This is a genomic window from Micromonospora sp. NPDC053740 (assembly GCF_040677775.1).
In the GTDB taxonomy this organism is placed as follows: Bacteria; Actinomycetota; Actinomycetes; order Mycobacteriales; family Micromonosporaceae; genus Micromonospora; species Micromonospora alfalfae.
Window position 1 is genome coordinate 56,064 of record NZ_JBFASO010000017.1, and the last position, 26,388, is coordinate 82,451.

Below are 26,388 nucleotides of genomic sequence, written 5' to 3' on the forward strand. Positions count from 1 at the left end.
CGCCGGTCGCTGCGCTTGGTGGCGGTCAGGCTCCCGCGGCCGACTTGAGGTCGGCGGCCCGGTCGGTGCTCTCCCAGGTCAGGTCCGGCAGCTCCCGGCCGAAGTGGCCGTACGCGGCGGTCTGCTGGTAGATCGGGCGGAGCAGGTTGAGGTCCCGGATGATCGCGGCCGGACGCAGGTCGAACACCTCGGTGACGGCCTTCTCGATCGAGGAGACGGGCACCGTCTCGGTGCCGAACGTCTCGATGAAGAGGCTCACCGGGTGCGCCTTGCCGATCGCGTAGGCGACCTGCGCCTCGCACCGCTCGGCCAGGCCGGCGGCGACCACGTTCTTGGCCACCCAGCGCATCGCGTACGCGGCCGAGCGGTCCACCTTCGACGGGTCCTTGCCGGAGAACGCGCCGCCACCGTGGCGGGCGTACCCACCGTAGGTGTCGACGATGATCTTGCGGCCGGTCAGCCCGGCGTCGCCCATCGGACCGCCGATCTCGAACCGGCCGGTCGGGTTGACCAGCAGCCGGTAACCGTCGGTGTCCAGGCCGAGGCTCTCCAGCTCCGGGGCGATCACGTGGTCGCGCACGTCCGGGGTGAGCAGCGAGTCCAGCGAGATGTCGGCGGCGTGCTGGCTGGACACCACAACGGTGTTCAGCCGGACCGGGCGCAGCCCCTCGTACTCGATGGTGACCTGGGTCTTGCCGTCCGGCCGCAGGTACGGGATCGTGCCGTCCTTGCGCACCGCCGAGAGGCGGCGGGCCAACCGGTGCGCGAGCGCGATCGGCAGCGGCATCAGCTCAGGCGTCTCCGAGCAGGCGAAGCCGAACATCATGCCCTGGTCGCCGGCGCCCTGCGCGTCCAGCGCGCTCTCCGACGCCCCGGTACGCAGCTCGAAGGCGTTGTCCACACCCTGCGCGATGTCCTCGGACTGGGCGCCGATGGAGACGCTGACCCCACAGGAGGCGCCGTCGAAGCCCTTCTTCGACGAGTCGTAACCGATGTCGAGGATGGTCCGGCGGACGATCGTCGGGATGTCGGCGTACGCCTTGGTGGTCACCTCACCGGCGATGTGCACCTGACCGGTGGTGATCATGGTCTCCACTGCCACGCGGCTGTGGGGGTCCTCGGTCAGCAACGCGTCGAGGATGCCATCGCTGATCTGGTCAGCGATCTTGTCCGGGTGGCCTTCCGTGACCGATTCGGACGTGAAGAGACGGCGTGTCACGGCACTCCTAAGCGTGTGAGGTCGTTCCGCGGCAGTCTAATCACCACTGCGGCCGGTGTCGGGATCGGTCGCGCCCTGTTCCACCCGTCAGGAGCGGCCAGGCAGCCGCGCCACGACGAGGTCCCACACGGCGTCGGCCACAGCTTCCTTGGCCTGCTCGGGCAGCCGGCTGACCGAGCCGTCCGCGCCGATCACCGTCACCGTGTTGGTGTCGGCACCGAAGACCAGATCCGGACCGACCTCGTTGACCACGATCAGGTCGGCCCGCTTCCGGGCGAGTTTCGCCCGGCCGTTGGCCTCGGCGTCGCCGGTCTCGGCGGCGAACACCACCAGCACCTGCCCTGGTCGTTTGCGCTGGCCGAGCTCCGCCGCGATGTCCGGGTTCGTGACGAGTTCGATGGTGGGTGCGACACCGTCGTCCGACTTCTTGATTTTGCCAGTCGCGTACGTCGCGGGCCGGAAATCGGCCGGAGCCGCCGCCATCACCACCGCGTCGGCCTCGACGGCGGCCTTGACTGTCGCCTCCCGCAACTCGGCGGTGGTGCCCACCCGGATCAGGTCGGCACCGGCCGGGTCGGCGAGGCCGACGTTGGCCGAGATCAGTGTGACCCGGGCACCCCGGGCGACCGCCGCGCGGGCGAACGCGTACCCCTGCTTGCCGGACGAACGGTTACCCAGGAAACGCACCGGGTCGAGGGGCTCGCGGGTGCCGCCGGCGGTGACGACCACCCGGCGACCGGCCAGGTCGGCGGGGGCGGAGTCACCGCGGGCCAGGAGCCGGCCGGCGACGGCGAAGATCTCCGCCGGGTCGGGGAGCCGGCCCTTGCCGGTGTCGGCGCCGGTGAGCCGGCCGACAGCGGGCTCGATGACCCGCACTCCCCTGGAGCGCAACGTGGCGACGTTGGCGACCGTGGCGGGGTGCTCCCACATCTCGGTGTGCATGGCCGGGGCCAGCAGGACCGGGCAGCGGGCGGTCAGCAGGGTGTTGGTCAGCAGGTCGTCGGCGAGGCCGTGGGCGGCCTTGGCGAGCAGGTCGGTGGTGGTCGGCGCGACCACCACCAGGTCGGCCTGCTTACCGAGCCGGACGTGCGGCACCTCGTGGACGTCTGTCCAGACGTCGTCGGCGACCGGTTGACCGGAGAGCGCGGCCCAGGTCGGCGCTCCAACGAAGCGGAGCGCCGACGCGGTTGGCACGACCCGAACCCGGTGACCCGATTCGGTGAAGAGTCGCAGCAGCTCACACGCCTTGTAGGCGGCGATGCCGCCGCCGACCCCGAGGACGATCGAGGCGGACATCGGCCAGCGGGGGCTTACGGCTGGTCGGTCGGCTCGGCGGTGAGCAGGCCCGAGTTGATCTCGCGCATGGCGATGGAGAGGGGCTTCTCCTGCGGGGTGGTCTCGACGAGCGGGCCGACGTACTCCAGCAGACCCTCACCGAGCTGGCTGTAGTAGGCGTTGACCTGGCGCGCGCGCTTGGCGGCGAAGATGACCAGCGCGTACTTCGACGTCGTCTTCTCGAGGAGCTCGTCGATCGGCGGGTTGGTGATGCCTTCGGGGTTGGCGATGGATCCCACGAATTAACCTCTGCGTCTTTCGAGCCGCGCGGACGCGGTGCTGAGTCTCAACGGCGGCCGACCGTCAGCCACGCACGCGCGACCAGGCCGGATCCGGATAAGAAGAACCGAGTAAGCCTACCAGCTCCTCGACCACCCGTTCGGTGTGGTCGTGGGTCAGCGCGTGCTCGACGGTGGCGGCCACCGTGGCATCGGGCGCGTACCCGGGTGGGCTCAGCAACACCAGCCGGGCATCGGGCAGGCGCGCCCGGACCAGTGGGACGCCGCGCAGGTCGAGCGGGAGCAGCACCTGCTGCCCGGCGTCGAGCCGGGCGCGTAGCGGCGGGTACGGGGTGCCCCGGCGGTGCGAACCGATCCGGGACCACTCCAGCAGCTCGCCGTCGACGATCCGCCGATCGAACTCGGCGGGGGCGAGGAAGACGCGGTCCACCCCGTCGATCTCCGACTCCCGGCGCGGCCTGGTGGTTGCCGCGACCGGGATCCACACGGACGGAGAACGCGCCCGGACGAGCTCGACGACACTCTCCCTGCCGGAACCCGAAGGTCCAGCCAGGACAGTGAGCCGAGCCGCCGGGCGCGCCTCGTCATCCGTGCTCACTGCTTGTTTCTACACGCTGCCAGGTTCAGTTGGCGGCGAACTCTCCAAGCAGTGCCTTGCGCTGCTGCTCGCCGAGGCCACGCAGGCGACGGCTGTCGGCGATCTTGAGCTTCTCCATGATCTGGGTAGCCCGGATCTTGCCGATGCCCGGCATGGCCTGCAGGACGGCCGACACCTTGAGCTTGCCAACGACGTCGTCGCTCTCGGCCCGCTCGAGGACGGCACCGAGGGTGGTCTTGCCCTGCTTGAGCTGCTCCTTCAGCTGAGCACGGGCCTTGCGGATCTCCGCGGCCTTCTCGAGCGCGGCAGCGCGTTGTTCGGGGGTCAGTGACGGGAGCGGCACCAGTTCTCCTCAGGTCCCTATCGCGGCGGGCGGGGCGCACCGCCGCATCTGTGAAACGTGGTGTCGCTGTGAACCAAGGGGTCCATGGTTCCCAGCGCGGGGAAAACTAGCGGCCAACGGAGCTTTCGGCAACGTGGGGGCCGCATGATCACCGTAGAGTGACCGACCCGTCAGTCAGTCACCGGGCAGGCAGAACGGCCCGGCAGTCGACCAACACGCGGTCCGCGGCGGCCCGCAGCGCGGTCACATCGGGGCCTGCCGAGAGCACCTCCCGGGAGTACGACGGGAGCACCGAGGCGAGGCTCGAACCGAAGACGGTACGCAGATCGGCTGCACCGGCACCCTGTGCGCCGAGCCCCGGAGAGAGCAGTGGGCCGCCCACACCGGAGAGGTCGTGACCGGTGTCACCGATGGTCGCGCCGACCACCAGACCGAAGCTCCCGAGCGGGGACGCACCCCTGTTGAGCTGCGAAATCTCGTCGATCACGGTTTGCGCCACGGTGCGGCCGTCGGCCGTGACGGCCCGCTGCACGGCAGCGCCCTCGGGGTTGGAGGTGAGGGCCAACACGAACACCCCGCCGCCGTGCTCGGCGGCCAGCTCGAACATCGGCGCCAGCGAACCGACCCCGAGGTAGGGGCTCGCGGTGACCGCGTCGACATACACGGGGCTGGATGGATCAAGGTACGCCGAGGCGTACGCGCTCACCGTCGAGCCGATGTCGCCGCGCTTGACGTCGAGCAGAACGAGCGAGCCGGCTTCTCGTAACTGTCGGATAGTTGACTCAAGAATCGCCACACCTCGGGATCCGAATCGCTCGAAAAAGGCCGACTGAGGCTTGACTACCGCAACCCGGTCACCGAGGGCGTCGACAACGATCCGGCTGAAACGGTCGAGCCCCTGAAGGTCGTCCGGGAGGCCCCACTGCGCCAGCAGACCGGGATGCGGGTCGATGCCCACACAGAGTGGGCCCCGCTCGGTGACCGCCCGGTGCAGCCGGGTACCGAAGCTCTCCATCGGAGTGTTCCCCTCTTCTCGTCCGGGCGGCTGACCCGCCCGGGTAACCAGTCGACCCGGTGGCCGGGCCGACTCAGCCAGCAGTCACCGCCGCCGCCACCCCGGTCGCGATCCGGGCCAGGTCCACGTCGTCGGTGACGTACGGCGGCATCGTGTAGATCAGGTCGCGGAACGGACGCAGCCAGACCCCCTGGGCGACCGCGGCCGCGGTCGCCGCGCCAAGGTCGACCTCGTGATCGAGCTGGACCACGCCGATCGCGCCGAGGACCCGTACGTCGGCCACGCCCGGCATGCCGCGCAGGGGCTCCAGACCGGCGCGCAGACCGGCGCCGACCCTGGCGACCTGGCCGGCCCAGTCTCCGGCCCGCAGCAGCCCGATGGAGGCGTTCGCCACCGCGCATGCCAACGGGTTACCCATGAACGTGGGCCCGTGCGCCAGCACACCGGCCGCCGAGATGCCCCGGGCGACCTCCGCGGTGCACACTGTCGCCGCGAGGGTCAGGTACCCGCCGGTCAGCGCCTTGCCCACACAGAGCACGTCCGGCGTGACCCCGGCGTGCTCGGCGGCGAACATCTCGCCGGTACGGCCGAACCCGGTGGCGATCTCGTCGAAGATCAGCAGGATCCCGTGCGCGCGGGTCACCTCGCGCAGCACCCGCAGGTAACCCGGGTGGTGGAAGCGCATCCCGCCGGCGCCCTGGACGACGGGCTCGACGATCACGGCGGCCAACTCGTCGGCGTGCCGCTCGACCGTCTCGACCAGCGCCGCCACGTACGCGTCGTCGGGCGGATCGGTGAAGCCGCCCGGCGGCACCGGGGCGAACACCTGCCGGGGCAGCACGTCGCCCCACAGGTGGTGCATCCCGCCCTCCGGGTCGCAGACGCTCATCGGATGGAAGGTGTCGCCGTGGTAGCCACCCCGCCAGGTAGCCAGCCGGCGCCGCTGGGGCCGCCCGACGGCCCGCTGGTACTGCAGGCACATCTTCACCGCCACCTCGACGCTGACCGAGCCGGAGTCGGCCAGGAACACGTGCTCCAGGCCGTCCGGGGTCAGCTCGACCAGTGTTCGGGCCAGCTGCACCGCCGGCTCGTGGGTGAGCCCGCCGAACATCACGTGGCTCATCCGGCCGAGCTGGTCGGTCACCGCCGCGTCCAGCACCGGGTGCCGGTACCCGTGGATCGCCGCCCACCAGGACGACATGCCGTCCACCAGCTCACGCCCGTCGGCCAGGGTGAGCCGTACCCCCTCGGCGCTCTGCACCACGTAGGGCGGGTTGGCCGGCGGCAGCGCGGCGTACGGGTGCCAGACGTGCGCCCGGTCAGCGGCCAGGATCTCCTCGGGTGTCACGCGTACTCCTTCCAGACACGGACGGGCCGGACGGCGGACGTCCCACAGCCGGGTCGAGTCATCCCTGCGCCGCCTTTGCTCTGCTTCACCGGACGCCACACCCGGTGTCCGGAGATCGGACGTCGGCCGTCGCGTGGGTTGAAGCAGAGCAAAGGACCTGCGACGAGGTTCGCCTCCCGGGCGCGCAGCCGGTTCGGCGGCGAGCCGGCGCAGGCCCACGCCGGCCCACGCCGGTTCGGCGGCGAGCCGGCGCGGGCCGGCCTGACGCGAGGCCGGGCGAGCACCGGGCCGGTGCGGTCACCGGCCGGCGACCGCGTCCGGTGCCGCCGTTGCGGCCGCCGCGCGGGCGGCGGCGCGGACCAGGGCCGGTCCTCGGTAGATGAAGCCGGTGTAGAGCTGCACCAGGGCGGCGCCGGCATCGAACATCCGCGCCGCGTCGTCCGGATCCAGCACCCCGCCGACGCCGATGATCGGCAGCCGGCCGTCGGTCTCCCGGTGGACGAAGGCGACCACCTCGCGGGCCCGCCCGGTGAGCGGCCGACCGGAGAGCCCACCGGCCTGCCCGCCACGCTCGACGTCACCGCTGGCCAGCCCCTCGCGAGACAGGGTGGTGTTGGTGGCGATCACCCCGGCGGCGCCCCGGGCCAGGCAGACCTCCAGCAGCTCGGCGATCGCCGCCTCGGTCAGGTCTGGTGCGATCTTGACCAGCACCGGCTTCTCCCCCACCAGCGCGCCGAGCAGCGCGTCCAGGTGGGCACGGTCCTGCAACGACCGCAGACCCGGGGTGTTCGGTGAGGACACGTTCACAGCGAAGTAGTCGCCGTGCCCGCGCAGCGCCCGGTACGAGGCGAGGTAGTCCTCGACCGCCTCGTCCAGCGGGGTCACCTTGGACTTGCCCAGCGAGATGCCCAGCGGCACCCCGAGCGGGCGCGGCAGCGCCGCCAGCCGGGCGGCCAGCGCAGCGGCCCCGGCGTTGTTGAAGCCCATCCGGTTGACCACCGCCTCGCTGGCCGGCAGGCGGAACAGCCGCGGCCGGGGGTTGCCCGGTTGGGCGTGCGCGGTGACCGTGCCGACCTCCACGAAACCGAAGCCGAGCGCCGGCCAGGCCGGCAGCGCCGCCCCGTCCTTGTCCATTCCGGCGGCCAACCCGACCGGGTTGGGGAACCGCACCCCGAACACGGTGCGCGGCGCGTCGACCGCGTACCGGGCCCGCAGCGCGGCGAGCGCGGCCGGCCGCCGCGACAGGGCAGCCAACCGCCGCAGCGTCCACTCGTGCGCCGTCTCGGCGTCCCCGCCCCCGAGCCGGAACAACCACGGCCGTACCGCCTGCTCGAACACTGTCACTGGGCCGCCCGCAGGATGGCGTGCAGGTCCTGCAGGGGGCGGACCTGCATGTCGCCGCGGATCCGCGCCTCGATGCCCATCACCGCTGCGGCGGCGCCGGGAACCGTGGTGATGCAGGGGATGTCCGCGGTGACGGCCGCGCTGCGGATCTCATAACCGTCGGAGCGGGCGCTGGCACCCGAGCCCTGCGGCGTGTTGATCACCAGCGCCACGTGGCCGCCGCCGATCAGCGACACCGCGTCGTCGCCCGCACCGGCCTGATAGTGCTTACGGATCTGCTCACAGGCGATGCCGTGCCGGCGCAGCACCTCGGCCGTGCCGGCGGTGGCGACGATCTCGAAGCCCAGATCGGCCAGCCGCTTAATCGGGAAGATCATGCCGCGCTTGTCCCGGTTGGCCACCGAGACGAAGATCTTCCCGGCGGTCGGCAGCGACCCGTACGCCGCCGACTGGCTCTTGGCGAAGGCATGCCCGAAGTTGGTGTCGATGCCCATCACCTCGCCGGTCGACTTCATCTCCGGCCCGAGCAGCGAGTCGATCCCCTTGCCAGCGCGGGTCCGGAAACGCTTGAACGGCAGCACCGCCTCCTTGACGGCGACCGGCGCGTCGGCGGGCATCGTGCCCCCGTCCCCGGTCGCCGGCAGCAGGCCCTCGGCGCGCAGCTCGGCGATGCTCGCCCCGAGCGCGATCCGGGCCGCCGCCTTGGCCAGCGGCACCGCCGTGGCCTTGGAGACGAACGGGACGGTCCGCGACGCGCGCGGGTTGGCCTCCAGCACGTAGAGCACGTCGTCCTTGAGGGCGTACTGCACGTTGAGCAGGCCCCGGACCCCGACGCCACGCGCGATGGCCTCGGTGTAGCGGCGGACCTCGACCAGGTGCGAGCCCGCGAGGGTGATCGGCGGGAGCGCGCAGGACGAGTCGCCGGAGTGGATACCCGCCTCCTCGATGTGCTCCATCACACCGCCGATGTAGACCTCGCCGTCGGCGTCGCACAGCGCGTCCACGTCGATCTCGATGGCGTCGTCGAGGAACCGGTCCACCAGCACCGGGTGGTCCGGGGAGATGTCGGTGGCCCGGCCGATGTAGTCGCGCAGCGTCGGGTCGTCGTAGACGATCTCCATGCCCCGCCCGCCCAGCACGTACGACGGCCGGACCAGCACCGGGTAGCCGATCTCGTCGGCGATCGTCTTGGCCTCGTCGTACGAGGTGGCCATGCCGTGCGCCGGCGCGCGCAGGCCGGCACGGGCCAGCACCGCGCCGAACGCGCCGCGCTCCTCGGCCAGGTGGATCGACTCCGGGGAGGTGCCGACGATCGGCACACCGGCGTTCTTGAGCCGCTGCGCCAGCCCCAGCGGGGTCTGCCCGCCGAGCTGGACGACCACCCCGACCACACCCGGCCCGCCGGCCGCCCGGCCGGACGAGTCCTCGGCGTGCCAGACCTCCAGGACGTCCTCGAAGGTCAACGGCTCGAAGTAGAGCCGGTCGGCGGTGTCGTAGTCGGTGGAGACCGTCTCCGGGTTGCAGTTGACCATGACCGTCTCGTAACCGGCCGACCGCAACGCCTGGACGGCGTGCACGCAGGAGTAGTCGAACTCGATGCCCTGCCCGATCCGGTTCGGGCCGGAGCCCAGGATCAGCACCTTCGGCCGGTCCGACGGCACGACCTCGGACTCCAGGTCGTACGTCGAGTAGTGGTACGGAGTGGTCGCCTCGAACTCGGCCGCGCAGGTGTCCACTGTCTTGTAGACCGGGCGCACGTCGAGGCGGTGGCGCAGGGTCCGTACGCCGTCCTCGGCGGCCAGCTCCGGGCGCAGCGCGGCGAGCTGCCGGTCGGACAGACCGGCCCGCTTGGCACGACGCAGCAGGTCGGCGTCGAGCACCGGCGCGTCGACGATCTCGGTGCGCAGCTCGATCAGCGCGGCGATCTGGTCCAGGAACCACGGGTCGATCCCGCCGGACGCCTCGGCCACCTCGGCGATCGACGCCCCGAGCCGCAGCGCCCGCTCCACCGTGTACAGCCGACCGTCGTGCGGGATCCGCAGCGCCGCGAGGGTGTCCGCCAGTGTGACGCCGGCAGGGTCCGGCACACTCCAGAAACCGGCCGACTTGGTTTCCATCGAGCGCATCGCCTTGTTCAGCGCCTCGGTGAAGTTGCGCCCGAGGCTCATCGCCTCGCCCACCGACTTCATCGTGGTGGTCAGCTCCGGGTCCGCGCCGGGGAACTTCTCGAACGCGAACCGGGGGATCTTCACCACCACGTAGTCGAGGGTCGGCTCGAACGCCGCAGGGGTCTTCAGGGTGATGTCGTTGGGGATCTCGTCGAGGGTGTAGCCGATGGCCAGCTTGGCGGCGATCTTCGCGATCGGGAAACCGGTCGCCTTGGAGGCCAGCGCCGACGACCGCGACACCCGCGGGTTCATCTCGATCACGACGATCCGGCCGTCGACCGGGTTGACAGCGAACTGGATGTTGCAGCCGCCGGTGTCCACCCCGACCTCGCGCAGCACGGCGATACCCAGGTCACGCAGGCGCTGGTACTCCCGGTCGGTGAGCGTCATGGCCGGGGCCACAGTGACGCTGTCGCCGGTGTGCACACCCATCGGGTCGATGTTCTCGATCGAGCAGACCACCACCACGTTGTCGTGCCGGTCGCGCATCAGCTCGAGCTCGTACTCCTTCCAGCCGAGCACGCTCTCCTCGATGAGCACCTCGTGCACCGGGCTGGCGGACAGGCCGTCGCCGGCGATGCGGGCCAGGTCCTCCGGGGTGTGCGCCATGCCGGAGCCCAGGCCACCCATTGTGAACGACGGCCGGATCACCACCGGCAGGCCCAGCTCGGCGACTGTCGCCTCGACCTCGTCCATCGAGTGGCAGACCCGCGAGCGGGGCACCAACCCGGCCGGGTCGTCGACGCCCAGCCGTACGCCGGCCTTCGCCACGATCTCCTTGAACAGCTGCCGGTCCTCGCCACGGTTGATGGCGTCGATGTTCGCGCCGATCAACTCCACGCCGTACTTCTCCAGGACGCCGGCCTCGTGCAGGGCGACGGCCGTGTTCAGCGCGGTCTGCCCGCCGAGGGTCGCGAGGATCGCGTCCGGGCGCTCCTTGGCGATGACCAGCTCCACGAACTCCGGGGTGATCGGCTCGACGTACGTCGCGTCGGCGAACTCCGGGTCCGTCATGATCGTCGCCGGGTTGGAGTTGACCAGGCTGACCCGGATCCCCTCGCTGCGCAGCACCCGGCACGCCTGGGTGCCGGAGTAGTCGAACTCGCAGGCCTGCCCGATGACGATCGGCCCGGAGCCGATCACGAGGATGTGCTTGAGATCGGTCCGCTTAGGCATTGCTGCGCCCCTTGCTGTGGGTCCGGCCTTCGATCAGTTCGGCGAATCGGTCGAAGAGGTAGTCCGCGTCGTGCGGGCCGGCTGCCGCCTCCGGGTGGTACTGGACGGTGAACGCGGGCAGGTCCACTGCTCGCAGCCCCTCGACCACGTTGTCATTGAGGCAGACGTGTGACACCCGTACGCCACCGAAGTCGGTGTCGATCACCTGGTCGGGGACGACAGCGCCGTCGCCCGAGCCGGGGACCTGCACGGCGAAGCCGTGGTTGTGGCTGGTCACCTCGACCTTGCCGGTGACCCGGTCGAGCACCGGCTGGTTGATTCCCCGGTGGCCGTAGCCCAGCTTGTAGGTGCCGAAGCCGAGCGCCCGGCCGAGGATCTGGCTGCCGAAGCAGATGCCGAACAGCGGCACCTCCCGCCGCAGCGCCTCCCGGGCCAGTTCCACCGGGGCGTCGGCGGTGGCCGGGTCGCCCGGACCGGGCGACAGGAAGATCGCGTCGGCGCCGGTGGCGAGCATCTGGTCGATGCTCGACGACGCCGGCAGCACGTGCGTGGTCACCCCACGGGTGGCCAGCCGACGCGGCACGTTGCGCTTGATGCCCAGGTCCAGGGCGGCCACTGTGAACCGGTGCTCGCCCAGGGCCTCGACGACGTACGGCTCGGCGGTGCTCACCTCGGCGGACAGGTCCGCGCCGACCATCTGCGGCGCCTGGCGGACCCGGGCCAGCAGGCTCTGCGGGTCGTTGTCGATGCTGGAGATGCCCACCCGCATGGCGCCCCGCTCGCGCAGGTGCCGGGTCAGCGCCCGGGTGTCCACGCCGCTGATGCCCACCACACCCTCGGTGGCGAGGCGGTCCTCGAGACCACCGGTGGCCCGCCAGTTCGAGCCGATCCGGGCCGGGTCGCGCACGACGTAGCCGGCCACCCAGATCCGACCGGACTCGTCGTCCTCGCCGTTGACGCCGGTGTTGCCGATGTGCGGCGCGGTCTGCACCACCACCTGACGGTGGTAGGACGGGTCGGTCAGGGTCTCCTGATAACCGGTCATGCCGGTGTTGAAGACCGCCTCGCCGAAGGTCTCCCCGACGCTGCCGTACGCCTCGCCGGGGAACGTGCGCCCGTCCTCGAGGACAAGGATCGCGGGTCTGCGCTTGACCATTACCGTGCCCGCCTTTCGTTCGCGACTGCGGGACTCCGCTGCGCTGCGTTCCTCGCGCTCACTTGACAGCCTTTCCGTCCAGGACCGTCGGCTCGCCACGCAGGAAGGTCGCCACGATGCGACCTGGCAGCGTCATGCGGGCGTACGGGGTGTTGCGACTGCGACTGGCCAGCTCCGCCGGCTCGATGGTGCGGTGGGCGGCCGGGTCGATCAGGGTCAGGTTCGCCGGCACACCCGGCGCGGGGTCGACGCCGTGCCCGGTGAGGCCGGCGATCCGTGCGGGGGTGCGCGACATCCGCTCGGCGATCAGGTCCCACTCGGGGCCGAGCACGTCCAGCGCGATGGAGAGGGCCGTCTCCAGACCGAGCATCCCCGGTCGGGCGTACGCCCACTCGCACTCCTTGTCCTCCACCGCGTGCGGGGCGTGGTCGGTGGCGATCACGTCGATCACCCCGTCGGCGAGGGCGGCACGCAGCGCGGCGATGTCCGCGGCGGTGCGCAACGGCGGGTTCACCTTGTAGACCGGGTCGTAGGTTTCCGCCCGTTCGTCGGTGAGCAGCAGGTGGTGCGGGGTCACCTCGGCGGTCACGCGTACCCCGCGCGCCTTTGCCTGGCGCAGCACCTCGACGCTGCCGGCGGTGGAGACGTGGCAGACGTGCAGTCGGCTGCCCACGTGCTCGGCGAGCAGCACGTCCCGGGCGATGATCGCCTCCTCGGCGACCGCCGGCCAGCCGATCAGGCCGAGCCGGGTGGAGACCTCGCCCTCGTGCATCTGGGCGCCCTCGGTGAGCCGGGGCTCCTCGGCGTGCTGGGCGATGATCCCGTCGAACGCCTTGACGTACTCCAGGGCTCGGCGCATCAACTTCGGGTCGGCGACGCAGTGCCCGTCGTCGGAGAAGATCCGCACCTGGGCCGCCGAGTCGGCCATCGCGCCCAGCTCGGCCAGCCGCTCGCCGGCCAGCCCGACGGTGACCGCGCCGATCGGCTGCACGTCGACCAGGCCGGCCTCGCGGCCGAGCCGCCAGACCTGCTCGACCACACCGGCGGTGTCCGCCACCGGGGAGGTGTTGGCCATCGCGCAGACCGCCGTGTAGCCGCCCAGCGCCGCCGCCCGGGAACCGGACTCGACGGTCTCGGCGTCCTCCCGGCCGGGCTCGCGCAGGTGGGTGTGCAGGTCGACGAGGCCGGGCAGGGCGACCAGGCCGGCGCCGTCGACGACTGTGGCGTCCGGCGCGGTCAGGCCGGGACCGACAGCGGCGATCACGCCGTCGCGGATCAGCAGGTCGGTCGGCGCGGCGCCGACGACACTCACGCTGGTGATCAGGTACGCGGTCACCGGTTGTTCCCTCCGAGCAGCAGGTAAAGGACAGCCATCCGCACGGAGACCCCGTTGGTGACCTGTTCGACGATTGTGGAGCGGGGTGAGTCGGCGACCTCGGGGGTGATCTCCATCCCCCTGTTCATCGGGCCGGGGTGCATGACGATCGCGTGTTCGGGCAGCCGGCGCATCCGCGGCCCGTCCAGCCCGTAGCGGCGGGCGTACTCGCGCGCGGAGGGGAAGTAGGAGTCGTTCATCCGCTCCCGCTGCACGCGCAGCATCATCACCACGTCCACGTTCGGCAGGACGGAGTCGAGGTCGTAGGAGACGTTGGTGCCGGGCGCGAGGGCGCCCGCGATGTCGACCGGAATGAGGGTCGGCGGGCCGACCAGGGTGACCTTGGCGCCGAGGGTGGAGAGCAGCAGCACGTTGGAGCGCGCCACCCGGGAGTGCAGCACGTCCCCGACCACAGCGACCGACAGGCCGGCGAGCCGGCCCAGCCGGGACCGCATGGTGTACGCGTCCAGCAGCGCCTGGGTGGGGTGCTCGTGGGTGCCGTCGCCGGCGTTGACCACCGACCCGTCCACCCAGTTGGCCAGGCGGTGCGGCGCGCCGGAGGCGGGGTGTCGGATGACGACGGCATCAGCGCCCATGGCCTGCAGGGTCAACGCGGTGTCCTTCAGGCTCTCACCCTTGGTGACGCTGGACCCCTTCGCGGAAAAGTTGATCACGTCGGCGCTGAGCCGCTTCGCCGCGGCCTCGAAGGAGATCCGGGTACGCGTGGAGTCCTCGTAGAAGAGGTTCACCACCGTCCGTCCGCGCAGCGCGGGAAGCTTCTTGATCTCCCGGCCGGCGACGGTGGCCATCTCGGCGGCGGTGTCCAGGATCTCGGTGGCGGTGTCGGCGTCCAGGTCCCCGCCGGAGAGCAGATGCTTGATCATGAGGCGGTTCCCCCGTACAGCTTGACCTCGTCCGTCCCGTCGATCTCGGCGAGCGTCACCTTGACGCTCTCGGCGAGCGAGGTCGGGATGTTCTTGCCGACGTAGTCGGCGCGGATCGGCAACTCCCGGTGGCCCCTGTCGACCAGGACGGCGAGCTGCACCGAGGCCGGACGGCCAACGTCGTTGAGCGCGTCGAGCGCGGCCCGGACGGTGCGGCCGGAGAAGAGCACGTCGTCGACCAGGATGACCCGCTTGCCGTCGATCCCGCCGGGGGGCAGCTCGGTCGGACCCACAGCGCGGGTGGCGTGCCGACGAAGGTCGTCGCGGTACAGGGTGATGTCGAGCACACCGACCGGAACGGCGACGTCCTCGAAGGTGCTGATCCGGTCGGCGAGCCGCCGGGCGAGGGGGGTGCCCCGGGTGGGAATTCCCAGCAGCACAGTGTTCGCGGCGCCCTGGGTCTTCTCCAGGATCTGGTGGGCGATGCGGTCGACCACGCGTTGCACGTCGGCGCTGGCGAGGATCACCTTCACCGAGGGTTGTCGCGGTGGTGACGAGCGGGCAGCCGGTGGGTATGCCACGGCGGACCTCCTTCCCCGCCTCACGGGACGGGTCGTTAAAGGATGTCGGGCACCTCCGGCCGGACCGCTCAGCAGACCTGGGCCGGGGCTTCCGCCACGTTACCAGTGGTCACCGGGGTGATGGACGGCGGCCGCTGACCACCGGGTCAGGTACCGGAAAAGGGGAAAACTCCCCGGACGCTCCGCAACGGTAGGGGCACGACCACTTGACCACGTGTCGCATTCCCCGTACCGTCACGCTCCGTAGCGATCGACGGGAGAACCCCGAGCAGCACTGGGAGTGTCCGAATGCCCTCTGAATACGCCAAGTCTCTGGGCGCCCGCCTGCGCTCCATCCGCCAGCAGCAGGGTCTCTCCCTGCAGGGTGTGGAGGAGAAGTCGAACGGGCGGTGGAAGGCCGTGGTGGTCGGCTCGTACGAGCGTGGCGACCGGGCCGTGACGGTGTCCCGTCTGGCCGAGTTGGCCGAGTTCTACCGCGTACCCGTCTCGGAGCTGCTGCCTGACGGCAGTGGCGTCCGTCACGAGCCCACCAGCAAGATTGTCCTGGACCTGGAGCGGCTCTACGACGAGGCCTCCGAGGACCTGGCCTACGTTGCCCGCTACGCCCGCGCCATCCAGCAGCAGCGCGGCGACTACAACGGCCGGGTGCTCTCCATCCGCGCCGATGACCTGCGGGCGCTCGCGATCGTCTACGACGCCTCACCGTCGGGCCTGATCGAGCGGCTCACCGAGCACGGCGTGCTGGTGGCCGACCCCCGGGCGTTCTTCGCCTCCTGATCTACCGCTCCACCTGATCTGCCGCTCCACCGAAAGGGCCCGTGCCGACTGGCACGGGCCCTTTCGGGTTTGCGGTGTTCGGTGCGGACGCTCAGCGGGTGGCGTACTCGGCGATCCGGCCGAGCACCCCGTTGAGGAAGCGCGGCGAATCGTCCGTCGACATCTGCCGAGCCAGCTCCACCGCCTCGCTGATGGCCACCGCGTCGTCGATCTCGTCGACGTAGAGCAACTCGTAGACGGCGATCCGGGCGAGATTACGGTCGACGACCGGCATCCGCTCCAACGTCCAACCCTCGGCGTAGCTGGCGATCAGCTCGTCGATCCGGTCGAGGTGCTCGGCAACCCCCTCGACCAGGCCCACCGCGTAGCCCAGGTGCTCCGGTCGGGGCTGCTCGATCCGCTGCACGTAGCCGGCGAGCACCTCCACCGGAGGCTTGTCCCGCAGGTCGGACTCGTAGAGGACATCCAGCGCCCGCTTGCGCGCCTTGCGGCGCGCCGGCATCTGCTGCTTGGAACCCTCAGCCATCAGGCGCGGCCGAGGTAACGGCCGTCGCGGGTGTCGACCTTGATCTTCTCGCCGGTGGTGATGAACAGCGGAACCGGCACCGTGGCGCCGGTCTCCACGGTCGCCGGCTTGGTGCCGCCGGTCGAACGGTCGCCCTGCAGGCCGGGCTCGGTGTAGGTGACCTCCAGCACGACGCTGGTGGGCAGCTCGATGTAGAGCGGCACACCCTCGTGCTGGGCGACGGTCGCCTCCGCCTCGGGCAGCAGGTAGTTGGCTGCCTCACCGACGGTGCCACCGGGCACCGTGATCTGGTCGAAGGTCTCCAGATCCATGAAGACGAAGTCCTCACCGTCGGCGTACAGGTACTGCATCGTGCGCTTGTCAACGGTCGCGGTTTCGACCTTGGTGCCCGCGTTGAAGGTCTTGTCGACCACCTTCCCGGACAGCACGTTCTTCAGCGTGGTGCGCACGAAGGCACCACCCTTACCGGGCTTGACGTGCTGGAACTCGACGACGGCCCAGAGCTCGCCGTCCAGGTTGAGTACCAGACCGTTTTTGAGGTCGTTGGTGGAGGCCATTTCCTGCCTTGATCATCAATTGGCGGACAGACCTGGCAAGTCTACAAGCTGCGTCGAATCGGACGGCCCCCCGTTCGGAGCGCCCAGTCCGTGGGCCTTCAGCGGGTGGCCAGATGGTGCAGAGCGAGACGATAGCCGTCGATACCCAGACCGCAGATCACCCCGGTCGCCACCGCCGAGACCACCGAGTGGTGCCGGAACTCCTCACGGGTGTGGATGTTGGAGATGTGCACCTCCACCAGCGGCCCCCGCAGCATGGCGCAGGCGTCCCGCACCGCGTACGAGTAGTGCGACCAGGCGGCGGGGTTGAGCACCACCGCGGCGCCCTCGTCGGCCGCCGTGTGCAGCCAGCCGAGCAGCTCGTGCTCCGCGTCGGTCTGCCGGACCGTCACCGCCAGCCCCAACTCCCGACCGGTGCTCTCGCAGAGCGCCACCAGATCCGCGTAGCTGGTCGCGCCGTACACGTCGGGCTCGCGGGTGCCCAACCGGCCCAGGTTCGGCCCGTTCAAGACGTAGACCTTCACGGGGTTGCCACCTCCCGGTAGGCGGCCTCCAGCAACGCGTCGTCGGGGCCTTCCAACATCGCCGGGCGGGCCAGCCCGTCGAGCACCACGAAGCGCAGCCGACTGCCCCGGGTCTTCTTGTCCACCCGCATCGCGGCCAACAGTTGCGGCCAGGCGTCGGCCGGGTAGCTCACCGGCAGGCCCAGCGCGCTCAGCGCGACCAGGTGTCGGTCGGCGGTCGGCGCGTCCAGCCGCCCGGCGAGCCGGGCCAGCGTGGCCGCGTACACCAGACCGACAGCGACGGCGTGGCCGTGCCGCCAGCGGTAGCTCTCGTTCTGCTCGATGGCGTGGGCCAGGGTGTGGCCGTAGTTGAGCACCTCCCGCAGGCCCGACTCGCGCAGGTCGCCGGCGACCACGTCGGCCTTGACCCGGATGGCCCGCTCGATCAGCTCCCGGCTCACCGGCCCACGCGGGTCGGTGGCGGCCTCCGGGTCGTTCTCGATGAGATCCAGGATCGTCGGGTCGGCGATGAAACCGCACTTGACGACCTCGGCCAGCCCGGCCGCCAGGTCGACAGCGGGCAGGCTGTCCAGAGTGGCCAGGTCGGCCAACACCCCGACCGGCGGGTGGAACGCGCCCACCAGGTTCTTGCCGGCGGCCGTGTTGATGCCCGTCTTGCCGCCCACCGCGGCATCCACCATGCCCAGCAGCGAGGTCGCCACCGGCACCCAGCGCACACCCCGTAACCAGCAGGCCGCGACGAAGCCGGCCAGGTCGGTCACCGCGCCGCCGCCCACCCCGACCACCGCGTCGGTACGGGTGAAGCCCGCCGCTCCGAGCCGGTCCCAACAGGCGGCGGCCACGTCGATGTGCTTTCCCGACTCGGCGTCGGGCACCTCGATCGGCAATGGTTCGACGCCGGCGGTGCGCAGGCGTTCGCCGAGCGCGTCCGCGAGGGCCTTGAGCGGAGGCGCGTGCAGCACCGCCACCCGGGTCGCGCCGGGCAGCAGGCCAGGCAACGCACCCAGCAGGTCACGTCCCACCAAGACGTCGTACGGCCGCTCGCCGCCGACCGGAATTCGGGTCACCTCGTCCATCGCCGGCAGCCTAGTCCAGCGGGCGGCGCGGGGAGGGCGGCTGTCCACCTGCTGGCCGGGTGGCCCAGTCCGCCAACCGGCGGGCGTGTTCGGCCACAGCGGCGCGCAGGGCGTCCGGATGCCGGACGGTGAACGGACACCCCAGACCGGCGAGCAAAGCCGCCATCCCGGGCAGGCTCTCCGCTCGGGCCCGCAGCAGCACCCCGTCGGTGGTGGCTGTCAACTCGGCCACGCTGGGCGGGATGCGGCGGCGGGCGGCGACCAGGTCGGTCTCCAGCACGACCTCCACCTCGTGCCGGTACGGCACGCCGGCCAGTGACCGGGTCACCCAGGCCACCGCCTCGAAGCCGTCCGGCACTGTGAACGTCGCCACGCCGGGCGTCACCGCGCCGATCCGGTCCAGTCGGAAGGTGCGGATCTCCCCACGCCTGTGGTCGTGGCCGGTGACATACCAACGGCCGGCGTGGAAGACCAGCCCGTACGGGTCGAGTTCGCGGTGCGACTGCTCGCCCCGCCAGGAGCGGTAGTCCACCGCCACCCGCTGCCGGTGCCGGGTGGCCGAGGCGAGCGCGAGCAGTGTGCCGGACGCCGGTCCGCGCTCCGGCTCCGGACGACGCAGGGTGAAGCCCAGGTGCTCCTGGACGGCGGCGAGCCGGTCGGCGAGCGCCCCCGGCAGCACCCGGCGGATCTTCGCCAGCGCGGTGGCGGTGGCGGGCTGCTCGGTGGCCAGCCCGACCCGTTCGGCGACGACGAGGCCGAGCAGCACGGCCACCGCCTCGTCGTCGGTGAGCATCAGCGGGGGCAGTTTGTAACCGGAGTGCAGCCGGTAGCCGCCGTAGCGGCCCCGGTCGGCGGTGACGGGAATGCCCAGCTCGACGAGCGTGGTCGCGTAGCGGCGCACGGTCCGCTCGTCCACACCGAGGTGGCCGGCGAGTTCGGCGGCCGTCGACCGGTGCCGGGTCTGCAGCAGTTCGAGCAGGGCCAGCACCCGCCCAGCGGGATGTGACACGGGCCACTCCTTCAAAGCGGGCGGATCCTGTCCGGAATAGATCGTACGGTCTGTCGGTAACCGAGAGAAGGAGCCACAGATGGCGACATTCGTGCTGGTGCCGGGTTTCTGGCTGGGTGCCTGGGCATGGCGGGACGTGACAGTCGCGCTGCGGTCGCAGGGGCACGAGGTGTATCCGATGACGCTGACCGGGTTGGCCGAACGCGACCACCTCGCCGGGCCGGAGGTCAGCCTGGACACGCACACCACCGACATCGTCCGACTGATCGAGGTCGAGGACCTGCGCGACGTGCTGCTGGTCGGGCACTCCGGCGGGGGGATGCCGGCCGCCCAGGCGGTGGACCGCATCCCGGACCGGATCGCCCGGATCATCTACGTGGAGAGCGGGCCGTTGCCGGACGGCACGGCGCAGTTCGACACGCTGCCGGCCGACGAGCAGCAGCGGCTGCGGGCTGTTGTCGGCAGCGGGCACCTGCTGCCGCCGCCGGCCTGGGATCCGGCCGCCGACCCGACCAACCTTGCCGGTCTGGACGAGCCGACGCTCGCGCTGCTGCGTACCCGGGCCACCCCACAGCCGCTGCGGGCCGCCAGCGACCCGGTCCGACGCACCGGTGGGCGACGGGTGCCGACCGCGCTGGTCGCCAGCACCTTCCCGCTCGGCATGGTGCAGCAGATGATCCAACAGGAGCATCCGTTCTTCACCGGACTGGCCGACGGCCAGTTGCATGAGCTGCCCACCGGGCACTGGCCGATGCTCAGCGAGCCGAAGGCTCTGGCCGACGTCCTCGACCTGATCGCCCGCGGCTGAGGGCCACCCCACTGCGCCGATCTTGCAGTTCCGGTTGCCGAGATGCGGGGAATGCCCCCTACGCCGGAGCAGCTACTGCAAGATCGGCGGGGCAGGGCTACGTCAGCGGGGCAGCAGGGCGGCGACGTCGGCGACTACCTGCGCCGGGGCCCGGCCGTCGGTGACCACCGTCTCGGTGGCGACCTCGGCGTAGAGCGGCCGGCGCTGGTCCAGCAGGTGCTTGAGGGTGGCCCGTGGGTTGATCGCCAGCAGCGGCCGGCCGGCGCCGAGCCCGACCCGCCGCACCGCGTCGGGCAACTCGACCGAGAGGTGCACCACCCGGTGCCCGATCAGGGCCGCTCGGGTCTCCTCGGCCAGCACCGCGCCGCCGCCGAGGGCGAGCACGCCCGTGCCGCCGGCCAGCGCCGCGGCCACTGCGGCCCGTTCCAGGGTACGGAAGTGCGCCTCGCCCTCGTCGATGAAGATCTCCGGGATCGGCTTCCCGGCCATCTGCTCGATGTCGGCGTCGGTGTCGCGGAACTCCACGCCGAGGGTGGCGGCGAGCGCCCGACCGACTGTGGTCTTGCCGCAGCCGGGCGCGCCGACCAGCACGACGACAGGTGCCATCAGCGGATGACCAGCGCGTCGAGGTAACCGGCGAGGTTGCGACGGATCTCGGCGATCGAGTCTCCGCCGAACTTCTCGGTGGCCGCCTCGGCCAGCACCAGCGCCACCATCGCCTCGGCGACCACCGCCGCGGCGGGCACCGCGCAGACGTCGGAGCGCTGGTTGATCGCGGTGGCCGGCTCGCCGGTGGTGACGTCCACTGTGGCCAGCGCCCGGTTCAGCGAGGAGATCGGTTTCATGGCGGCGCGGACCCGCAGTGGCTCGCCGGTGGTGATGCCGCCCTCCAGCCCGCCGGCCCGGTCGGTGACCCGCCGAACGCCGGTGGCCGACGGAATGATCTCGTCGTGCGCCTCCGAGCCGCGGGAACGGGCCTGCTGCCAGCCGTCGCCGATCTCCACGCCCTTGATCGCCTGAATGGACATCAGCGCGGTGGCCAGCCGGGCGTCGAGCTTGCGGTCCCACTGCACGTGGCTGCCCAGCCCCGGTGGCACCCCGTACGCCAGCACCTCGACCACGCCGCCGAGGGTGTCGGCGGCCTTCTTCGCGGCGTCGACCTCGGCGACCATCAGGGCGCTGGCCTCCGGGTCGAGGCAGCGCAGCGGGTCGGCGTCGATCCGGGCCGTGTCGGACGGCGTGGGACGCAGGCCGGGCTTCGCGGCCACCGGGCCCAGCTCGACGACGTGCGAGACGATCTCGATGCCGAGCGCCTGACGGATCAGCGCCTTGGCGACAGTGCCGACGGCCACCCGGGCGGCGGTCTCCCGTGCGCTGGCGCGCTCCAGGATCGGCCGTGCGTCGGTGTGGCCGTACTTCTGCATGCCGGCCAGGTCCGCGTGGCCGGGCCGGGGACGGGTCAGCGGGGCGTTGCGGGCCTGCCGGGCCAGCTCGTCGGGGTCGACCGGGTCGGCGGCCATCACTGTCTGCCACTTCGGCCACTCGGAGTTGCCGACCCGGATCGCCACCGGGCTGCCCAGGGTCACGCCGTGGCGCAGGCCGCCGAGCAGCTCAACCTCGTCCCGCTCGAACGACATCCGGGCACCCCGCCCATAGCCCAGCCGTCGACGGGCCAGCTCGTCGGCGATCTCGGTGGTGGTCACCTCAATGCCGGCCGGCACCCCCTCCAACATCGCGACGAGGGCGGGACCGTGCGATTCACCTGCAGTCAGCCAGCGCAACACAGCGGTCAGTCTGTCACGGCGGGCCACCGACGCGGCGCGCTCCCCGTCGTGTCCCGCCCAGCGGACGCCGCCGCCCGCTCACGCGGGCGGCGGCTCAGATCCCCCGACCGCGCTTGTGCAGGGTGCGCAGCACCGCGTCGGCCCGGACCACCCGACCGGCGACGGCGAGGGCCAGGTAGGCGCGCGGCTCGCGGGGGTTGCTCCGCAGGGTGCGCCGGGCCCACCGCAGCGCGCCCCGGCGGTCACCGGAGGCGGCCTGGGCGAACGCGATCTGCCCGGCCACCCGGGCCTCGCCGGCCGGTTGACTGGCGAACTCCGGGTAGCGCTGCAGCAACCACTGCAACGCCTCCGAGATGGTGTCCCAGCGCTGCGCGAAGTACGAGCGCTTGTGCCAGCGGACCAGCACCGACGGCGTCCGCAGGTTGATCAGCGGCGCGCTGCGGGCGGCCCGCAGCAGGAACTCGTAGTCCTCCGCGTAGCTGCCCGGGATCTCCTCGTCGACAAGCCCGAACCCGTTGCGCAACGCGGTGGCGCGGATCAGGAAGGTCGACGGGTGCAGCTCAGTCATCCGGTCGCGTAGCAGGTCGTCCAGGGTGATCCGGTCCTTGTCGAGCACCCGCTCGACGCTGTGCCCGTCGTAGTTGACCCGGATGCCGCAGCAGACGAACTCGGCGGCCGGATCGCCGGCCAGCGCGTCGACCTGGGCGGCAAGCTTGCCGGGCAGCCACTCGTCGTCGTCGTCGCAGAACGCGACCAGCTCGCCCTCGGCCGCGAGGGTGCCGCTGTTGCGCGCACCGGCCAACCCTGGGGTACGGGCGTTGCGGATCACCCGCACCACGCGGGTCGGGCCGCTCCCCAACTCGTTCAGCGACTCGTCCGGCGCGGACTGGTCGAACACCACGACGACCTCGATCAGGCCCGGGTAGTCCTGTGCCAGGATCGCGCGCACCGCGGCCCGCAGCAGCTCGGGGCGGTCCCGGGTGGGCACCACGACGCTGACGGTCGGCTGCTGGGTCATCGAATCTCCTCCGTACCCGGGCGCGGCCGGGACCAGGCCCGCCACCGGGGTCGGCGCGGGGTCGAACGGGCCACCAGGTCGTCGACGATCTGCCCGACCCGGGCCACCGCCGCCCGTCGCGCCTCGTGTGCCTCCGGGTCGGCGGCCACCGCGTACCGGGACGGGTCGGCCACCCCGGCGGCCAACGCGTCGTGCAGGGCCTCCCGGGTCTCGCAGAGCGCCACCAGCCCGGCGGCGCCGAGCCGGCGGGCGAAGAGGAGCTGATGGTTGTCGACGTGCTCACCGCGAGCCGGATCGCGGGGCACCACGATGGGCAGGTGGCCGTGCCGGCGGGCCTCCAGAATGGTCGCCGGGCCACCGTGGCAGACCACCAGATCCGCATCGATCATCGCCTGTTGCAACGCGTCGTGGCCGAGGAACGGCACCGCGCCACTCAGCTGGGGCGCCTTCGTGTGCCCGTGCTGCATGGTCAGCCCGACCGGGCCGGCAGCCTGCGCGTGCCACTGCGCCAACCAGTCGACGAGCCGGTCGAAGGGGTGCTTGTCGGTGCCCACCGCGACCAGCAGTCGGAGCTGGGCGACCGCCGAGCTGTCGCGCTGGCGCGGCAGGCGGGCCGCCTCGGTGGCCGGCCGGGGTTGCGGACGCCGGGCGGTGCCCGTCTCCCCGGTCACAGCAGCGTCCCGACGACTGTCGCCTCGGGGTACTGCCGGCGCTGCTCGTCCCACTGCACCAGCATCGAGGACAGGAACGGCCGGCAGAGCCGAGCGGTCAACGTCGGGGTGTCGATCCGGTCGTACACCTCGATGTAGACGGTCGGGATGCGCCGCAGCCGGGCCAGCACCACGAACGGCACCGCCACCCCGGCGCCGGTGGTGACCACGGCGGCGACCCGCCGGGCCCGCAGCACCCGCCAGGCCAGCAGCGCGTTGCGCAGCAGGTTCGGCACGTTGCGGGTGGTCGGGTGGTGCGCCGGCACCAGGTCCTCGCCGGCCAGCAGCGACACCGCCTCCGGGGTGTCGAAGGTGACCCAGCAGCGCCGCCGCTGTTCGTACCAGGGCCGCAGGGCCAGTAGTTGGGCCAGATGGCCGCCGCTGGAGCCGACCAGCAGCAGCACCGGTGCCCCACTGTCGTCGTTGTTCGTGTCCACGCGACTCCCCACAAGTTCGCTTGGAATTTCAGTTCACGCCAGGCAGAAGCAGATCACACGATTCCCGGTCGTTGAATAGCGCGACCGGCCGAGATGACGATCTCCACAGCGGGCGGTGCGGTGCACCGAACGTCCGAGGTCCATCGATCGTCATCACCACCTGCGATTTTGTCGTCACTCTGCGGCGCACCGTCGTCGCCGCGATTCCTCCAGATCAGCCGCTATGTCTTTTCTCGATGACGTCCAAGAGTGCGGGATGCAGGGCGGCGTTCCAGCCCGCGCCCGCGTCGGCCAGCCGCCACGTCCGCAACCACATCTCCACCAGGTACGCGTCGGCGACGAGCCGACGCTGCGCGGCGTCGAGGCCGAGCCGCTCGCCGTGCCGGCTCAGATATCCGTCCACCGCCGACGCGGCCACGTCGGCCGGCTCCCCGCGCAGCACGAGGGCCCGCTGGAACGCGTCGTGCGCCAGGTCGAAGCCGACCGGCACGTCCGGCCCGCTGTGCTCCCAGTCCCAGGCGACCAACCGACCGGCGTGCCAGCCCAGGTTCCACGGCACCCAGTCACCATGCCAGTGACCGAACTCGACGCTGGTGTCGCCATGCCGGCGGGCCAACGCCGAGACCGCGGCGATCGCCCGCGCACCGGCCGGCTCGGTCGCGGCGGCCCGGCCGGCCTGGTCGGCCAGCCGGCGCAGGAACGTCGAGTCGGTGAGCGGTCGGGGCGTGCCCGCCCCGTCGCCTCGCCGGGCGACAGCGAGCAACGCCGCGATCCGGGGCGGGTCGTCCACAGGCACACCGCGTACCGCCGGGGGCAACGGCTCGATCACCGCGACCACCTGGCCCGCCCACGACGTCTCGGTGAGCAGCCGCGGCGGCGTCGGATGGTCGGCGACGCCGACCACCTCGCGCAACGCCCGCAGCGCCGCCGCCTCCGCGCTGACCAGCGCGCGGGTCGCGTCGTTCCAGCCGATCTTCGCGTAGCCACGCGGACGCCCGTCGGCACTGAAGAGTTGCAGGGTGGGCTTGCCGTTCGGGTCGGGTGGGCGGACCCCGAACGCGGCCAGCAGCGGCGTGTCACCCAGGTCGGCGGAGAGCCGCTCGCTGAGCAGCAGCTCCGCGGCCGGCACCCCGGCCGGCACCGAGACGGTCAACGTGGGAAAGGGCGCGAGCCCCACCCGGCCGAACCGGGCCAGCCCACCGAGCACCGCCCGAAGAGCGCGCACCTTCGGTGGCCGCAGGGCGTTGTACGCCAACAGGGACGCCGCCCCGGCCCGGGGCGCGCCCAACGGCACCAGGAACCGGGCCCGGGCGACCGACGGCACCACCGCGTACCTTGCCACCGCCTGGTGACCGGCCGGCAGGGCGCCGGCCACTGTCAGGCCGACCCGGTCGTCCGGGAAGACCGCGCGGCTCACCCAACCCAGGCCGTCCACCCGTGAACGCGGGTCGGTGGCCGGGCCCACCCCTGTCGTCACGCCGCCCGGTCCGCCCAGTCGAGGTCCAGCCCGAGCCGTTGACGCAAGGCGTCGTTGTACGGCCGGTAGTAGTCGGTCAGCTCAGCGCGCACGTTCGGCTCCAGCGGTGCCGAGCGCCGATCGTTGTAGACCTTGAAGTTGGGCAGGTCGTACGCCGGCAGACCAAGGAAGTCCAGGGTCCGTCGGTAGGTCGCCCGCGAGTCGCTGTACAGATCCTCGCTGGGCAGGAAGAGGATCTGCTCCCGGTCGAAGCGCTCCAGCCACGGCTCCAGGTGCTCCAGGTAACGCCCCCGGGCCCGGTACGTGTACCAGTCGTACGGCTCGCTGAACGACTCCGGTTCGGCGATCAACCGCTCCCGCTCCCCCGCCGTGCGTTCCGGCTCGGCCGCGAGGGCGGCGGCGAAGTCCAGTGGTTCGATGCCGTGGGTGCGGCGTTCCTTCCAGTGCGAGTACGCCCGCTCCACCGGGTCCCGCAGCAGCACGATGAGCTTCACCGACGGCATCAGCCCGGCGACCCGCTGCGCGGCGAGCGGATGGAACATGTACAGCGGGGCGGCCTCACCGACCCGGACCGGGCCGCCGTGCCGCTTGGCCAGGGCCTCGCGCTGCCGCTCGGTCGGGAAATGCGAGCGGTACCAGGCTTCGCCGCGGCCCCAGTGCTCCTCGAAGTAGTGCGCCGACTTGGTGTTCCACGCGGGAAAGAGCCGGGGTACCAACGGGTGCTGGATGAGGTAGTTCCACAGGGAGGTGGTGCCACCCCGTTTGGTCCCGATGATCAGGAAGTCCGGCAGCGGCCGACGGTCGCTGGTGCGAACGCCGTAGTCGACAAGCGACTCCTTCACCCGGGTGGTCACCTGGGTCGGAACCAACTGCTTGACCCGGTCACGGATGGACACCACGCCGA

Annotated in this window: 27 protein-coding genes; 2 read left to right on the top strand and 25 right to left on the bottom strand. The window is 71.6% G+C overall.

Annotated elements, in window-relative coordinates:
- Positions 1–25: 25 nt before the first annotated feature.
- The 13 genes from metK to pyrR form a co-directional block, all read right to left on the bottom strand.
- Complete coding sequence (metK, locus tag AB0K35_RS33165; RefSeq protein WP_091401916.1) at positions 26–1,219, bottom strand: methionine adenosyltransferase; 1,194 nt, start codon at positions 1,217–1,219, stop codon at positions 26–28.
- Positions 1,220–1,306: 87 nt separating this feature from the next.
- Positions 1,307–2,515: a bifunctional phosphopantothenoylcysteine decarboxylase/phosphopantothenate--cysteine ligase CoaBC gene (gene coaBC / locus AB0K35_RS33170; protein ID WP_363890518.1), complete on the bottom strand. Its 1,209-nt coding sequence runs from the start codon at positions 2,513–2,515 to the stop codon at positions 1,307–1,309.
- A 14-nt stretch (positions 2,516–2,529) separates the two neighbouring features.
- Positions 2,530–2,793 (bottom strand): DNA-directed RNA polymerase subunit omega, encoded by a 264-nt coding sequence (gene rpoZ, locus AB0K35_RS33175; protein ID WP_030335666.1) that lies wholly within the window; start codon positions 2,791–2,793, stop codon positions 2,530–2,532.
- A 64-nt stretch (positions 2,794–2,857) separates the two neighbouring features.
- Positions 2,858–3,391 (bottom strand): guanylate kinase, encoded by a 534-nt coding sequence (locus AB0K35_RS33180; RefSeq protein ID WP_238671598.1) that lies wholly within the window; start codon positions 3,389–3,391, stop codon positions 2,858–2,860.
- Between the two features lie 25 nt (positions 3,392–3,416).
- Positions 3,417–3,734, bottom strand: coding sequence for an integration host factor, actinobacterial type (gene mihF, locus AB0K35_RS33185; RefSeq protein ID WP_030335662.1), 318 nt, complete (start codon positions 3,732–3,734; stop codon positions 3,417–3,419).
- Positions 3,735–3,912: 178 nt separating this feature from the next.
- The gene (gene pyrF / locus AB0K35_RS33190; RefSeq protein ID WP_238671599.1) at positions 3,913–4,749 is read right to left on the bottom strand and encodes an orotidine-5'-phosphate decarboxylase; all 837 of its coding nucleotides are present in this window, start codon (positions 4,747–4,749) and stop codon (positions 3,913–3,915) included.
- 73 nt (positions 4,750–4,822) lie between these two features.
- Positions 4,823–6,097 carry an adenosylmethionine--8-amino-7-oxononanoate transaminase gene (locus tag AB0K35_RS33195; protein WP_363890521.1) on the bottom strand — a complete coding sequence of 425 codons (1,275 nt, stop codon included), beginning with the start codon at positions 6,095–6,097 and terminating at the stop codon, positions 4,823–4,825.
- Positions 6,098–6,394: 297 nt separating this feature from the next.
- Positions 6,395–7,441 (bottom strand): quinone-dependent dihydroorotate dehydrogenase, encoded by a 1,047-nt coding sequence (locus AB0K35_RS33200; RefSeq protein ID WP_238671601.1) that lies wholly within the window; start codon positions 7,439–7,441, stop codon positions 6,395–6,397.
- Positions 7,438–10,785, bottom strand: coding sequence for a carbamoyl-phosphate synthase large subunit (gene carB / locus AB0K35_RS33205; protein WP_238671602.1), 3,348 nt, complete (start codon positions 10,783–10,785; stop codon positions 7,438–7,440). Before carB ends, AB0K35_RS33200 begins: the two co-directional genes overlap by 4 nt.
- Positions 10,778–11,941: a glutamine-hydrolyzing carbamoyl-phosphate synthase small subunit gene (gene carA / locus AB0K35_RS33210; protein ID WP_238671603.1), complete on the bottom strand. Its 1,164-nt coding sequence runs from the start codon at positions 11,939–11,941 to the stop codon at positions 10,778–10,780. The genes carB and carA overlap by 8 nt, the downstream gene beginning before the upstream one ends.
- A 58-nt stretch (positions 11,942–11,999) precedes the next feature.
- Positions 12,000–13,277, bottom strand: coding sequence for a dihydroorotase (locus AB0K35_RS33215; protein WP_238671604.1), 1,278 nt, complete (start codon positions 13,275–13,277; stop codon positions 12,000–12,002).
- Complete coding sequence (locus AB0K35_RS33220) at positions 13,274–14,200, bottom strand: aspartate carbamoyltransferase catalytic subunit (RefSeq protein ID WP_238671605.1); 927 nt, start codon at positions 14,198–14,200, stop codon at positions 13,274–13,276. The genes AB0K35_RS33215 and AB0K35_RS33220 overlap by 4 nt, the downstream gene beginning before the upstream one ends.
- Positions 14,197–14,781, bottom strand: coding sequence for a bifunctional pyr operon transcriptional regulator/uracil phosphoribosyltransferase PyrR (gene pyrR / locus AB0K35_RS33225; RefSeq protein ID WP_238671606.1), 585 nt, complete (start codon positions 14,779–14,781; stop codon positions 14,197–14,199). Before pyrR ends, AB0K35_RS33220 begins: the two co-directional genes overlap by 4 nt.
- Before the next feature lie 288 nt (positions 14,782–15,069).
- Here pyrR and AB0K35_RS33230 point away from each other — a divergent pair, with 288 nt between their 5' ends.
- Positions 15,070–15,558, top strand: a complete 489-nt coding sequence (locus tag AB0K35_RS33230; protein WP_007458348.1) for a transcriptional regulator — start codon at positions 15,070–15,072, stop codon at positions 15,556–15,558.
- A 91-nt stretch (positions 15,559–15,649) separates the two neighbouring features.
- On the opposite strand, the gene nusB is transcribed toward AB0K35_RS33230, so the two are convergent.
- The 5 genes from nusB to AB0K35_RS33255 form a co-directional block, all read right to left on the bottom strand.
- Positions 15,650–16,060 carry a transcription antitermination factor NusB gene (nusB, locus tag AB0K35_RS33235; protein WP_172862180.1) on the bottom strand — a complete coding sequence of 137 codons (411 nt, stop codon included), beginning with the start codon at positions 16,058–16,060 and terminating at the stop codon, positions 15,650–15,652.
- A gap of 23 nt (positions 16,061–16,083) precedes the next feature.
- Positions 16,084–16,641 carry an elongation factor P gene (efp, locus tag AB0K35_RS33240; RefSeq protein ID WP_007458344.1) on the bottom strand — a complete coding sequence of 186 codons (558 nt, stop codon included), beginning with the start codon at positions 16,639–16,641 and terminating at the stop codon, positions 16,084–16,086.
- Positions 16,642–16,739: 98 nt separating this feature from the next.
- Positions 16,740–17,165, bottom strand: coding sequence for a type II 3-dehydroquinate dehydratase (gene aroQ, locus AB0K35_RS33245; RefSeq protein ID WP_091401894.1), 426 nt, complete (start codon positions 17,163–17,165; stop codon positions 16,740–16,742).
- Positions 17,162–18,241, bottom strand: a complete 1,080-nt coding sequence (gene aroB / locus AB0K35_RS33250; RefSeq protein ID WP_238671607.1) for a 3-dehydroquinate synthase — start codon at positions 18,239–18,241, stop codon at positions 17,162–17,164. Before aroB ends, aroQ begins: the two co-directional genes overlap by 4 nt.
- Before the next feature lie 10 nt (positions 18,242–18,251).
- Positions 18,252–19,250: a YafY family protein gene (locus AB0K35_RS33255; RefSeq protein WP_363890525.1), complete on the bottom strand. Its 999-nt coding sequence runs from the start codon at positions 19,248–19,250 to the stop codon at positions 18,252–18,254.
- 79 nt (positions 19,251–19,329) lie between these two features.
- Between AB0K35_RS33255 and AB0K35_RS33260 the strand changes: the two genes are divergently transcribed.
- Complete coding sequence (locus AB0K35_RS33260) at positions 19,330–20,058, top strand: alpha/beta hydrolase (RefSeq protein ID WP_363890528.1); 729 nt, start codon at positions 19,330–19,332, stop codon at positions 20,056–20,058.
- Positions 20,059–20,160: 102 nt separating this feature from the next.
- Here AB0K35_RS33260 and AB0K35_RS33265 read toward each other — a convergent pair whose 3' ends face one another.
- The 7 genes from AB0K35_RS33265 to AB0K35_RS33295 form a co-directional block, all read right to left on the bottom strand.
- Complete coding sequence (locus tag AB0K35_RS33265) at positions 20,161–20,664, bottom strand: shikimate kinase (RefSeq protein ID WP_238671610.1); 504 nt, start codon at positions 20,662–20,664, stop codon at positions 20,161–20,163.
- The gene (aroC, locus tag AB0K35_RS33270; protein ID WP_091401884.1) at positions 20,664–21,842 is read right to left on the bottom strand and encodes a chorismate synthase; all 1,179 of its coding nucleotides are present in this window, start codon (positions 21,840–21,842) and stop codon (positions 20,664–20,666) included. The genes AB0K35_RS33265 and aroC overlap by 1 nt, the downstream gene beginning before the upstream one ends.
- A gap of 94 nt (positions 21,843–21,936) precedes the next feature.
- A complete protein-coding gene (locus AB0K35_RS33275; RefSeq protein WP_238671611.1) occupies positions 21,937–22,860 on the bottom strand; it encodes a glycosyltransferase family 2 protein in 924 nt (307 codons plus the stop codon).
- The gene (locus AB0K35_RS33280; protein WP_238671612.1) at positions 22,857–23,531 is read right to left on the bottom strand and encodes a glycosyltransferase; all 675 of its coding nucleotides are present in this window, start codon (positions 23,529–23,531) and stop codon (positions 22,857–22,859) included. The genes AB0K35_RS33275 and AB0K35_RS33280 overlap by 4 nt, the downstream gene beginning before the upstream one ends.
- Positions 23,528–24,007 (bottom strand): UDP-N-acetylglucosamine--LPS N-acetylglucosamine transferase, encoded by a 480-nt coding sequence (locus tag AB0K35_RS33285; protein WP_238671613.1) that lies wholly within the window; start codon positions 24,005–24,007, stop codon positions 23,528–23,530. The genes AB0K35_RS33280 and AB0K35_RS33285 overlap by 4 nt, the downstream gene beginning before the upstream one ends.
- Before the next feature lie 214 nt (positions 24,008–24,221).
- Complete coding sequence (locus AB0K35_RS33290; protein ID WP_363890532.1) at positions 24,222–25,484, bottom strand: hypothetical protein; 1,263 nt, start codon at positions 25,482–25,484, stop codon at positions 24,222–24,224.
- Positions 25,481–26,383 (bottom strand): sulfotransferase domain-containing protein, encoded by a 903-nt coding sequence (locus AB0K35_RS33295; protein ID WP_238671627.1) that lies wholly within the window; start codon positions 26,381–26,383, stop codon positions 25,481–25,483. Before AB0K35_RS33295 ends, AB0K35_RS33290 begins: the two co-directional genes overlap by 4 nt.
- Positions 26,384–26,388: the final 5 nt, after the last annotated feature.

Excerpts from the sequence above, each read along its gene's own strand:
- AB0K35_RS33260 (WP_363890528.1), top strand. The coding sequence starts at position 19,330 with ATGGCGACATTCGTGCTGGTGCCGGGTTTCTGGCTGGGTGCCTGGGCA.
- pyrF (WP_238671599.1), bottom strand. The coding sequence starts at position 4,749 with ATGGAGAGCTTCGGTACCCGGCTGCACCGGGCGGTCACCGAGCGGGGC.
- nusB (WP_172862180.1), bottom strand. The coding sequence starts at position 16,060 with ATGCCGGCGCGCCGCAAGGCGCGCAAGCGGGCGCTGGATGTCCTCTAC.
- efp (WP_007458344.1), bottom strand. The coding sequence starts at position 16,641 with ATGGCCTCCACCAACGACCTCAAAAACGGTCTGGTACTCAACCTGGAC.
- coaBC (WP_363890518.1), bottom strand. The coding sequence starts at position 2,515 with ATGTCCGCCTCGATCGTCCTCGGGGTCGGCGGCGGCATCGCCGCCTAC.
- AB0K35_RS33220 (WP_238671605.1), bottom strand. The coding sequence starts at position 14,200 with ATGATCAAGCATCTGCTCTCCGGCGGGGACCTGGACGCCGACACCGCC.
- AB0K35_RS33230 (WP_007458348.1), top strand. The coding sequence starts at position 15,070 with ATGCCCTCTGAATACGCCAAGTCTCTGGGCGCCCGCCTGCGCTCCATC.
- carB (WP_238671602.1), bottom strand. The coding sequence starts at position 10,785 with ATGCCTAAGCGGACCGATCTCAAGCACATCCTCGTGATCGGCTCCGGG.
- aroB (WP_238671607.1), bottom strand. The coding sequence starts at position 18,241 with ATGGACGAGGTGACCCGAATTCCGGTCGGCGGCGAGCGGCCGTACGAC.
- AB0K35_RS33265 (WP_238671610.1), bottom strand. The coding sequence starts at position 20,664 with ATGGCACCTGTCGTCGTGCTGGTCGGCGCGCCCGGCTGCGGCAAGACC.
- AB0K35_RS33275 (WP_238671611.1), bottom strand. The coding sequence starts at position 22,860 with ATGACCCAGCAGCCGACCGTCAGCGTCGTGGTGCCCACCCGGGACCGC.
- carA (WP_238671603.1), bottom strand. The coding sequence starts at position 11,941 with ATGGTCAAGCGCAGACCCGCGATCCTTGTCCTCGAGGACGGGCGCACG.